Annotated in this window: 9 protein-coding genes; 6 read left to right on the top strand and 3 right to left on the bottom strand. The window is 73.1% G+C overall.

The features are described from left to right. Positions 1 to 260 precede the first annotated feature (260 nt). Positions 261 to 680 carry a protein-tyrosine phosphatase family protein gene (locus ABZS77_RS24995; protein WP_354827340.1) on the top strand — a complete coding sequence of 140 codons (420 nt, stop codon included), beginning with the start codon at positions 261 to 263 and terminating at the stop codon, positions 678 to 680. 99 nt (positions 681 to 779) lie between these two features. Here ABZS77_RS24995 and ABZS77_RS24990 read toward each other — a convergent pair whose 3' ends face one another. Next, the gene (locus ABZS77_RS24990) at positions 780 to 3,062 is read right to left on the bottom strand and encodes an excinuclease ABC subunit UvrA (protein ID WP_354827337.1); all 2,283 of its coding nucleotides are present in this window, start codon (positions 3,060 to 3,062) and stop codon (positions 780 to 782) included. 164 nt (positions 3,063 to 3,226) lie between these two features. Here ABZS77_RS24990 and ABZS77_RS24985 point away from each other — a divergent pair, with 164 nt between their 5' ends. The 3 genes from ABZS77_RS24985 (at position 3,227) to ABZS77_RS24975 (ending at position 6,096) form a co-directional block, all read left to right on the top strand. Then, entirely contained in the window at positions 3,227 to 3,976 is a 750-nt protein-coding gene (locus ABZS77_RS24985; RefSeq protein WP_354827335.1) for a MerR family transcriptional regulator, read from the top strand. A gap of 10 nt (positions 3,977 to 3,986) precedes the next feature. Next, positions 3,987 to 5,195, top strand: a complete 1,209-nt coding sequence (locus tag ABZS77_RS24980) for a D-alanyl-D-alanine carboxypeptidase (protein WP_354827333.1) — start codon at positions 3,987 to 3,989, stop codon at positions 5,193 to 5,195. A 70-nt stretch (positions 5,196 to 5,265) separates the two neighbouring features. Beyond that, the gene (locus ABZS77_RS24975) at positions 5,266 to 6,096 is read left to right on the top strand and encodes a peptidylprolyl isomerase (protein ID WP_354827331.1); all 831 of its coding nucleotides are present in this window, start codon (positions 5,266 to 5,268) and stop codon (positions 6,094 to 6,096) included. Between the two features lie 128 nt (positions 6,097 to 6,224). On the opposite strand, the gene ABZS77_RS24970 is transcribed toward ABZS77_RS24975, so the two are convergent. Continuing rightward, on the bottom strand, positions 6,225 to 7,262 hold the full coding sequence (locus ABZS77_RS24970; RefSeq protein ID WP_354827328.1) for a LacI family DNA-binding transcriptional regulator: 1,038 nt from the start codon (positions 7,260 to 7,262) through the stop codon (positions 6,225 to 6,227). Positions 7,263 to 7,494: 232 nt separating this feature from the next. Between ABZS77_RS24970 and ABZS77_RS24965 the strand changes: the two genes are divergently transcribed. Together ABZS77_RS24965 and ABZS77_RS24960 are read left to right on the top strand one after the other, a co-directional pair. Next, the gene (locus ABZS77_RS24965) at positions 7,495 to 8,463 is read left to right on the top strand and encodes an acetylxylan esterase (protein WP_354827325.1); all 969 of its coding nucleotides are present in this window, start codon (positions 7,495 to 7,497) and stop codon (positions 8,461 to 8,463) included. 39 nt (positions 8,464 to 8,502) lie between these two features. Next, on the top strand, positions 8,503 to 9,327 hold the full coding sequence (locus ABZS77_RS24960) for a M15 family metallopeptidase (protein ID WP_354827323.1): 825 nt from the start codon (positions 8,503 to 8,505) through the stop codon (positions 9,325 to 9,327). A gap of 10 nt (positions 9,328 to 9,337) precedes the next feature. Here the strand turns inward: ABZS77_RS24960 and ABZS77_RS24955 are convergent, their stop codons facing one another. Then, positions 9,338 to 10,525, bottom strand: coding sequence for a spore photoproduct lyase family protein (locus ABZS77_RS24955; protein WP_354827321.1), 1,188 nt, complete (start codon positions 10,523 to 10,525; stop codon positions 9,338 to 9,340). Between the last annotated feature and the right edge of the window lie 91 nt (positions 10,526 to 10,616).

Below are 10,616 nucleotides of genomic sequence, written 5' to 3'. Positions count from 1 at the left end.
ACGGGGTGCCGGCCATCGGCATGTCCGGGCGGCGGGAACATCGGGTGGGGCCGGCGGGTTGTGTACGAGTGTCGGTGTGACTCAGTGTCCCCGGGCCTCACCCAACTATTGCCGTCGCGGAACACCGTTCGGCTGGAGCCGCGTCGCGCCACTCGCCGAGAGGCGACCTGCACACCGACACCAGCGCCGCCCCCGACCTATCCGGGCCGGGGGCGGCGCTGTCTGCACCCACCGTCGGGCCGACGCGGCACAATGCTCGGGTGACTGTCGCTCAGCCCTGGACCCAGCAGCCGGGTGTCGTCGTCCTGCCGAGCGGCGCGAGCGTACGCGGACGCCGCATCGCCGCGACGGCCTCGCCCGCCGACTTCGCCCTGTTGCTGGCCCCCGGTCCCGACCCGACCTGGGCGCACCGGCGGATCCGCTGGCCCGACTTCTGGGTTCCGCTCGACCGGACCGACGCGCTCGACGCCATGCGGGAGGCCCTGCGCCGGGCACGCGGCGGCGAACGCGTCGAAGTGGCCTGCCGGGGTGGTGTGGGCCGGACGGGAACGGCGTTGGCCGCGCTGGCGATCCTCGACGGGCTGCCGGCCGAGCGGGCGGTGCCGTGGGTCCGGGCCGGCTACCACCCGAAGGCGGTGGAGACCCCCTGGCAGCGACGCTGGCTCCGCCGCGTCACCTGACCGCCCGCCGCGCCCCGCCCGCCAACGAAGGCGCGCCCGCCCCGCCCGCCAACGAAGGCGTCCGGTTCGCTGGCCGCCTCCCACGGACGCGCGGCGCCGTCAGCCCTGAAGGGCCGGTGCCGGCTGATGCACGTACTCCCGCAGGTGGGTGGCCGTGAGGGTGTCGCCGTGCGCGACCAGCTCGGCCGGAGTGCCGGTGAAGACGACCCGCCCGCCGTCGTGTCCGGCGCCGGGGCCGAGGTCGATGAGCCAGTCCGCGTGGGCCATGACCGCCTGGTGGTGTTCGATGACGATGACCGTGTTGCCGGCGTCGACCATCCGGTCGAGCAGGGCGAGGAGTTGGTCGACGTCGGCCAGGTGCAGGCCGGTGGTGGGCTCGTCGAGGACGTACGTGCTGGTCTTCTCGCCGAGGTGGATGGCGAGTTTGAGTCGTTGCCGTTCGCCGCCGGACAGGGTGGTCAGCGGTTGGCCGAGGCTGAGGTAGCCCAACCCGACGTCGACGAGCCGGCCGAGGATGAGGTGCGGGAAGTAGTCGTACGCCTCGGTGACCGACATGGCCAGCACCTCGCTGATGTTCTTGCCGCGCAGCCGGTACGTGAGCACCGTGTCGGTGAAGCGTCGTCCCTCGCAGCGTTCGCAGACGCTTGCCACGCCGGCCATCATGGCCAGGTCGGTGTAGATGAGCCCGATGCCCTTGCAGGCCGGGCAGGCGCCCTCGGAGTTGGCGCTGAACAGTGCCGCCTTGACGCCGTTGGCCTTGGCGAAGGCGGTGCGGATCGGGTCGAGCAGGCCGCTGTAGGTGGCCGGGTTGCTGCGCCGTGAGCCGCGGATGGGGGACTGGTCGACGATCACCACGCCGGAGCGGCGGCGTAGCGACCCGTGGATCAGTGAACTCTTGCCGGAGCCGGCCACGCCGGTGACGACGGTGAGCACCCCGAGCGGGATGTCGACGTCCACGTCGCGCAGGTTGTGCAGGTCGGCGTGTCGGATGGCGAGCTGCCCGGTGGGTTGGCGTACGGCGGGGCGCAGGGTGACCCGGTGGTCGAGGTGCCGGCCGGTGAGGGTGTCGGAGCGGCGCAGCCCTGGCACGTCGCCGGTGAAGCAGATCCGGCCGCCGTTGGTGCCGGCGCCGGGCCCGAGGTCGACCACGTGGTCGGCGATGGCGATGGTCTCCGGTTTGTGTTCGACGACCAGGACTGTGTTGCCCTTGTCGCGCAGCCGCAGCAGCAGGTCGTTCATCCGGGCGATGTCGTGCGGGTGCAGGCCGACGGTGGGTTCGTCGAAGACGTACGTGACGTCGGAGAGGCTGGACCCGAGGTGGCGGACCATCTTCACCCGCTGCGCCTCACCGCCGGACAGGGTGGCCGACTCGCGGTCCAGGCTGAGGTAGCCGAGCCCGATCTCGACGAGGGAGTCCAGCAGGTCCCGCAGGTTGGCGATCAGGGGCGCGACCGCCGGGTCCTCGACCTCCCGGACGAACGCGGCCAGGTCGCTGATCTGCATGGCCGAGCAGTCCGCGATGCTGCGCCCGGCGATCCGGGAGGACAGGGCCGCCGCGTTGAGGCGGGTGCCGTCGCAGTCGGCGCAGGTGGTGAACGTGACCGCCCGGTCGACGAAGGCGCGGATGTGCGCCTGCATCGAGTCGCGGTCCTTGGTCAGGTAGAGCCGCTTGACCTTGACGGCCAGGCCCTCGTACGTCCAGTTGTTGCTGCCCACCTTGATCTTCGTGGCGGGCTTGTGCAGGAAGTCCTGCCACTGTTGTGGGGTGTAGTCCTGGAGTTTGACGTCCGGGTCGAACAGGCCGGAGCCGACGATGGTCTGCCAGTACCAGGAGTCGACAGCGAAGTTGGGCACGGTGATCGCGCCGTCGTTGAGGGAGCGCTCGACGTCGACCAGCTCGTTGACGTCCAGGTCGGAGACGCGACCCAGCCCCTCACAGGTCGGGCACATGCCCTCGGGGAGGTTGAAGCTGAACGCGCCGGCCCCACCGATCCGCGGCTGGCCGAGTCGGCTGAAGAGGATGCGCAGCATGGCGTACGCGTCGGTGGCGGTGCCGACGGTGGAGCGGGAGTTGACGCCCATCCGTTCCTGGTCGACGACGATGGCGGCGCTGAGGTTGCGCAGCGAGTCGACGTCCGGTCGGTTGAGGTTCGGCATGAAGGATTGCAGGAACGCGCTGTAGGTCTCGTTGATCATGCGCTGGGATTCGGCGGCGATGGTCCCGAAGACCAGTGACGACTTGCCGGAGCCGGAGACGCCGGTGAAGACGGTCAACCGGCGTTTGGGGATGTCGACCGAGACGTCGGCGAGGTTGTTCTCCCGCGCCCCGCGTACCTCGATCATGTCGTGGCTGTCGGCTGCGGACGATGCTGGCTGCGACATGCGAACCCTTCAGAGATCGTGGCGGGCGGTCCCCGCCGAGCATCTGACGGATTAAATTGTCTCATTCATCCCCACGTAGAGGCTTCGGCAGCAATTCCCGCGTCACCGTCGACGGAAAAGGCGGCTAAGTCTCAAATCACGTGTCAACCACTAGGGTTGCCCCGGTGGACGTCGAGACGAGGGACCGCCTGCGGGCCGTGGACCTGGCCGCCACCGTCGGGATCTCGGTGCAGCAGGTGCGCAACTACGTCGAGCAGGGCGTGCTGCCGCCGGTGCGGCGCACCCCGAGCGGCTACCGGATCTTCACGAGCGCGCACTCCCGGGCGTTGACAGTGGCGCGTCGGCTCGCCGAGGGACACGGCTGGGGACGTACCCGGGAGATCATGGCGGCGGTGCACCGGGGTGACCTGCCGGCGGCCCTTGCGGCGCTCGACGGCGGCCACGCCGAACTGGACCGGGAACGGGCCGACATCCGCCGGGTGCTCGGCGCGTTCGAGACGGTGCTGGCCGCCGCCCCGGCGGCCCGGCCGGCACCGCGCCGGGGCGTGCGGATCGGCGAGGTCGCCGCCCTGGTCGGCGTCCGGACCTCCCAGCTGCGGCTGTGGGAGGCGCGCGGCCTGCTGCGCCCGACCCGAGCCCCGGGCACCAACTACCGGGTGTACGACGAGGCCGAACTGCGCGCCGCGCAGGTCGTCGCGCTGCTGCGCCGGGGCGCGTACCCGTTCGAGATCATCGAGGCGGTGCTCGGCGAGCTGCGCAGCACCGGCAGCGCGCAGCGGGTCCACGCCGAACTGGCCCGCCGTGAACAGGACCTGCACGCGCGCAGCCTGCGCCGGCTGCGGGGGAGCGCCGCGCTGCACGACTATCTGCGCCAGCGGGCCCAACCCGTCCCGCCGGGCGATCTTGTTGACTAGGGTCGGGCTCATGAGAGCTGCGCTGCTGGCGGCCACCACGTCCGCCGTCCTGCTCGCTCCCGTGCCGGCCGCCGCGGCCCCGGGCGCCACCGCGACCGTACGGTGCCCGCGCGTGCCGACGCCCGCGATGTCCCGGCCACCCCGACCGTCGCCGCCGCCCGACGTTCCCGCGCAGCGGATGGTCGGCGGCGCGGGTCTGGCCACCGACGGGTTGGTCGTGCCGGCCGGCGCCGGCGCGCCACCGGCGGTCAGCGCCACCTCCTGGCTCGTCGCCGACCTCGACACCGGCCAGGTGCTCGGCGGGTGCGGCCCGCACCGGTACGGCACCCCGGCCAGTGTGCAGAAGCTCCTGCTGGCGGCCACGATGATGCCCCGCCTGGACCCGAGGCAGACGGTCACCGTCACCGACGAGGACATGAACATCGAACCCGGCTCCTCCGCCGTCGGGCTCGTCGAGGGCGGCCGGTACACCGTCGAGACCATCTGGCTCGGGTTGCTGCTCAACTCCGGCAACGAGGCCGCGAACGCGCTGGCCCGCCTGGGCAGCGGAACGGACCGCGCGGCCGACGGCGTACGCGCCATGAACGACGAGGCGCACCGGCTGGGCGCGCTCCAGACGCACGCCGTCACCCCGTCCGGGCTGGACGGGGAGGGGCAGTTCACCAGCGCGTACGACCTGGCGCTGATCGCACGGGCCTGCTTCGCGCAGCCGGCCTTCCGGCGGTACGCGCTCACCGAGCAGGCCCCGATCCCGGTCCAGCCGGCGCAGCGGACCAAGGGTTTCCAGATCCAGAACGAGAACCAGCTCATCTACCGGTATCCGGGGGCACTCGGCGGCAAGACGGGCTTCACGGATCTGGCCCGGCACACGTACGTCGGGGCGGCCGAACGCGGCGGCCGGCGGCTGGTGGTGACGCTGCTGGGTGCCGAGTCGGCGCCCATGCGCGGCTGGGAGCAGGGCGCGGCACTGCTGGACTGGGGTTTCACGCTGCCCCGCGACGCGAGCGTCGGCCGGCTCGTCGAGCCGGGGGAGCTGACCGCCACCCCGTCGGCCGTGCCGTCGGCGTTGGCGGCTCCGGGCGGACCGCGGCCGGCGGCGGCGAGCGGACCGGCGCGTTCCGGTTCGGGGTGGCTCTGGTCGGTGACCGCGATCAGCGGTGCCGGGGTGCTGGTGCTGCTGGGCGGGCTGCTGTGGCGCCGTCGCCGTCGGCTGCCCTGACGCATCGACAACCGGCCACGAGATCCATAGACTCCGGTCTTTCTGGCACCACGAGTCCAGGAGGATCCCTGTGCCGAGTGAACTCCAACCGCGTCCCCGGGTGGCGGCACCCCGCCGGCCGGTGCGCGCGCTGACCCGCCTCGCGGGGGTGACGCTGCTCGCCGGAACGCTCGTCGCCGGTGTCGCCGCGGCAGCGCCCGCCGCGTCCGCCGCGCCGGCCGACACGGTGACCGCGTCCGCCGACGCCGCCACCCGTCCGCCGCGTACCACCCACGGCCCGTGCGCGTACACCGAGACGCCCGACGAGTCGGCGGCCCGTCCGGTGCCGCTGCCGCCGGACCCTCGGCGTACCCCGGCCCGGGGCACCGTCCGGGTGACCCTGGTGACCAACCAGGGGCCGATCGGGTTGACCCTGGACCGGGCGGCCGCGCCGTGCACCGTGCAGAGCTTCCTGCACCTGGTCGGCAAGCGCTTCTACGACCGGACCCCGTGTCACCGGCTCACCGCGTACCCGACGCTCAGCGTCCTTCAGTGCGGGGACCCGTCCGGTACCGGCGAGGGCGGCCCGGGCTACCGGTACCGCGACGAGTTGCCGACCGACCTGCCGCCGGCGCCCACCGACCCGACCGGGGAACGTCGGGTCTACGCCCGGGGTGTGCTGGCCATGGCCAACGCCGGGCCGGACACGAACGGCAGCCAGTTCTTCCTGGTGTACGCCAATTCGGCGCTGCGGCCGAACTACACGATCTTCGGTTCGGTCGACGCGGCCGGGCTGGCCACGCTGGACCGGATCGCCGCCGGGGGTGTGGCGCCGACGGCCGAGGACCCGGCCCCGGTCGACGGGGCGCCGGCGTTGCCGGTGGACATCCGCCGGGCCGTCCGTTCGCACCACCACCACTGATCGAGAGGCGCGGTGGGCGGCCCCGGCCGCCCGCCGCGCCATCGGTGCTCCACAGCGTTACCGGATCGGCGGAACTTTCGGCAGCCGATCGGGAACGGCGTGACCAGCGTCCGAGGAGGTTCCACCCGTCACGACGAGGCGGGTGACCCGGTCGGCGGCGCGACGGTGCTGTCCCGGACGACCAGTTCGGTGGCCAGCTCGACCCGGGGCGAGTCGATGCCCTCGCCCTGGGACAGCCGCAGCACGGTCCGTGCCGCCAGCCGGCCCATCTCGACGAGCGGTTGGCGCACAGTGGTCAGTGGCGGGGAGGCCCAGCGCGCCTCCGGCAGGTCGTCGAACCCGACCACGCTGACGTCGTCGGGGACCCGCAGCCCGCGCCGCCGGATGGCCTCGTACACGCCGAAGGCCATCTGGTCGCTGGCCGCGAAGATGCCGGTCGGCGGGTCGGCGAGGTCGAGCAGCGCCGTCCCGCCGGAGAACCCGGACGCGTGGTAGAAGTCGCCGGGGTAGATGAGGTCGTCGTCGATGGGGATGCCTGCCGCCTCCAGCCCGGCACGGTAGCCGTCGAGGCGGGCGCGGCTGCACAGCAGGTGCGTCGGCCCGGCCACGAACCCGATGCGCCGGTGCCCGATCGACAGCAGGTGCTCGGTGGCGGCGAGCCCCCCGGACCAGTTCGTGGCGCCGATCGTCGGCACGTCCATGGCGGGAACGCCGGCCGGGTCGACGACCACCACCGGCACGTTGAGGCGGCGCAGCTGCGCGTGCAGCGGTGGGCTCAGGTGCGAGGTCACGAAGATGACGCCGTCGGTGGCCCGGGTGCGCAGGTTCTGCAACCACTGCCGGGCGGCGGTCGGCTGGCGGTGTATCGCGGAGACGACAGTGCCGACGCCGGCGCCGTGCCCGACGTCCTCGACGCCCCTGATGATCTCCACGGCCCAGGGGCTGTCCAGGTCGTTGAAGACCAGGTCGACGAGGCCGGCGCGGCGCACGCTGCGGCTGCTGCGCCGCCGGTAACCGTGGTGGCGCAGCAGCTCCTCGACCCGTTCCCGGGTGTCCGGGGCCACATCGGAGCGTCCGTTGAGCACCCGCGAGACGGTCGGCACCGACACGCCCGCCTCCCGTGCGATCGCGGTGATGGTCACCCTGCGTCCGTCGTCCGCGCCCACCCGCGTCTCCTTCACCGCCTCCGGAGGCGACCGCCCTGCCGTCGCCGCCGTGTGTGCCGGAACGGCGTGCACCGTTCCTCGCGCCATCTTGCCTCACCGGCGGGGGTTGACGACATTCCAGGTCGGTTCTAGCGTTCCCGGAGTTGCGGAAGTGTTCCGGACGTTTTTCGGACACCTTTCGCCGTGCCGGGCCGTGGGGCGGCTGTTCGACTCAGCGTCGAGAGGACGTGACGTGTACACCGACCTTCCCGAGGAACAGTTGCGCGGTTACCGCAGCGCGGTCCCCGACCCGGGGGACTTCGACCAGTTCTGGGCCGAGACGCTCACCGAGGCGCGGGACGCCGGCTGGCCCGTGCGGGCCGAGCCGGTGGCGACCGGGCTGGCCGGCATCGACGTCCTCGACGTGACCTTCGCGGGCTTCGCCGGTCAGCCGGTGCGGGCCTGGCTGCGGGTGCCGCGCGGGGCCGGGACCGCGCTGCCGACGGTCGTGCAGTACGCCGGCTACGGCGGTGGACGCGGGCACCCGATGGAGAACCTGCTCTGGGCGGCGGCTGGGTTCGCGCACCTGCAGATGGACACCCGGGGGCAGGGGTCGGGCTGGAGCCGCGGCGACACCCCGGACCCGGGCGCCGCCGGTCCGGAGGCGCCCGGGGTCACCACCCGGGGCATCGCCGACCCGCGGACCTACTACTACCGGCGGCTGATCACCGACGCCGTGCGGGCGGTGGACGCCGTACGGACCATGCCGGTGGTCGACCCGACCCGGGTGGCGGTGCTCGGGCACAGTCAGGGCGGCGGCCTGGCCCTGGCGGCAGGTGCGCTGGCGGCCGGTCTGCGGGCGGTTGTCGCGTTCGTGCCGTTCCTCTGCGACATCCCGCACGCCGTGGTGGTCACCGACGCCCGCCCGTACCGGGAGATCCGCGACTACCTGGCCTGCCACCGCGACGCCGAACAGCGGGTGCTGAACACCCTGGCGTACGTCGACGGGGTCAACTTCGCGCGGCGCTGCCGCCGGCCGACGCGGTTCTCGGTGGCGCTGATGGACGACATCGTGCCGCCGTCGACGGTGTACGCGGCCGTCAACGCCCACGCCGGGCCGACCGAGTTGTCGGTGTGGCGGTACAACGGACACGAGGGCGGCGGCATCGACGACGACGAGGCGGCGTTGCGCTTCCTGCGCGGGCACCTGCTCGACGACTGATCGGGCGCGGGGCCTGAGCTGGGCTGATAGACAGGACTGGTGCGTCCTCGCCTCGGCGTCCTGCTCGCGCTCGCCGCTCTGCTCGGCGGCTGCTCGCGGCCCGAGCCCCGCCCCGCGCCGGCGGTGCCGACGCCGGTGAGCCCGAGCCAAACGCCCACGCCCGCCGAGCGGCTGCCCGGGTTCGTGGTCCTGAGCGACGTCGACCCGCGCATCCGGACCGACATCCGGTACGCCGGCGCGCACAACTTCGTCGGCCGGCCGATCGCCGGCTACCACGAGCCGCTGTGCCTGCTCACCCGGCAGGCGGCCGAGGCGTTGCGCCGCGCGCAGGACGCCGCGCTGGCCGGAGGGCACAGCCTCAAGGTGTACGACTGCTACCGTCCGCAGTCGGCCGTGGACGACTTCGTCGCCTGGTCCAAGCGGCCCGGCGAGCAGCAGACCCGGGCCGAGTTCTACCCGGACGTGCCCAAGGACCGACTCTTCGCCGACGGCTACGTCGGAGCGCCGACGGCCCACAGCCGGGGCAGCACCCTCGACCTGACCCTTGTCGACGAGCCCGCCGCCAGCCAACCCCCGTACCGCGCGGGGCAGCCGCTGGTGGCCTGCACCGCGCCGCGCGGGCAGCGCTTCGACGACAACAGCATCGACATGGGTACGGGGTTCGACTGTTTCGACCCTCGGGCGCACACCGCCGACTCCCGCATCACCGGCACGGCCCGGGAGAACCGCCTGTTGCTGCGGCGGCTGATGACTGACGCCGGGTTCGTGAACTACGACCGCGAGTGGTGGCACTACCGCCTGCGTGACGAGCCGTACCCGGACACGTTCTTCGCCGCGCCGGTCGCCCGCTCGTCGGTCGGCTGATGTCCGGCGGTCAGGTCCAGTAGAGGATCCGGCAGGCCGGGACGCGCGCGGCCAGCTCGTCGGTGAACCAGCCGCGCAGCTCGGCCATCGTGTCGCGGGGGTAGACGTACTTCACCGCGCCGAACTTTCCCCGCTTGCGGCTGCGGGACTCCTCGTCCATCTCCAGGCGGGTGCGCGGGTACCAGCCGAGCAGCACCTCCTTGCTGCCCGGGGTGAACCGGTGGGTGATCAGCTCGGCGGTGAGGTCCAGCCCGGGTACCCCGTCGACCGCCGCGCGGACCTGGTCGAGCAGGTCGCCGTACCGCTCCCGCCAGTCGGGCAGCGCGATGATCGGCGCGATGGTCAGCCCGACCGGGTAGCCGTCGAACGCGAGCCGGCGCAGCGCGGCCAGGCGGTCCGGCACGCGGGCGGTGCCGCCCTCGAACCGCTCGCCGACGGGGGCGCAGTTGACGCTGAACCGGACCCGGGTCCGGCCGTTGTGCGGCAGTCCGACGAAGGTGTCCACGTCGGCGTACTTGGTGGTCCAGCGCAACTGCACCGGCGCGTCCCACTCGGCGAAGTGCCGCACCGCGCGCCGCCAACTGCCGGTCAGGTGCTCCAGCGCGAGCGGGTCGGTGTAGCAGGACGCCTCGAAGGTGGTGCCCTCGTCGGCGCGCCGCGCGTTGCGGCTGGTCACCGTGCCCTGCCCGGCGTACGCGGTCAGCCCGGCGAGGATGTCGTCGAGGTCGGCGTACACCCGGGTGACCGGCGGGCCGGAGAGCGACCCGGCGAGGTAGCAGTACTGGCAGTGCGCCGGGCAGCCCTCGGCCAGGTCGACCCGCCAGTCGGCGCTCGGCGCGATGGGTTGCAGGGCGCGCCGCGACGGGGGACTCACCACGATCGCCATGGTCGCCTTGGCGCGGGCGTACGTCTCGCGGTCGGTCTGCCCGCGTACCCCGGTGAGCCGGTTGGACCGCAGGTGTTCCACCTCGATGCCCTGTGCCTGCACGCGGGAGACGATCCGTTGGCCGTGCGGGTGGTCCAGGGCGGCCGGGGTGGCGACCACCCGGCGCGGGGTCCAGCGGCGGGCCGGCCGGGCCGGGGGCGCGATCCCGGCCAGGTCGCGGGTCGGCACCCACTCGCCACTGGCGTCGTGCGGCGCGGCGGGCTCGTCGACGGCGAGCGGCTGGTCGACGTCGACGGCGTCCGGGCTGGTCATCCGGCCGGCGTACCCGTTGCCGTAGGAATCCCACCTGAACCCGGTCGGTGCGCGATTGACGCGCTGACGTCAGAGGAATAACCTTTCGTCA

The sequence above is a fragment of the Micromonospora sp. NPDC005298 genome (assembly GCF_040607375.1).
GTDB lineage: Bacteria > Actinomycetota > Actinomycetes > Mycobacteriales > Micromonosporaceae > Micromonospora.
Note: the sequence above shows the minus strand (reverse complement) of the source record. Positions and strands in the feature narration are given on the sequence as shown.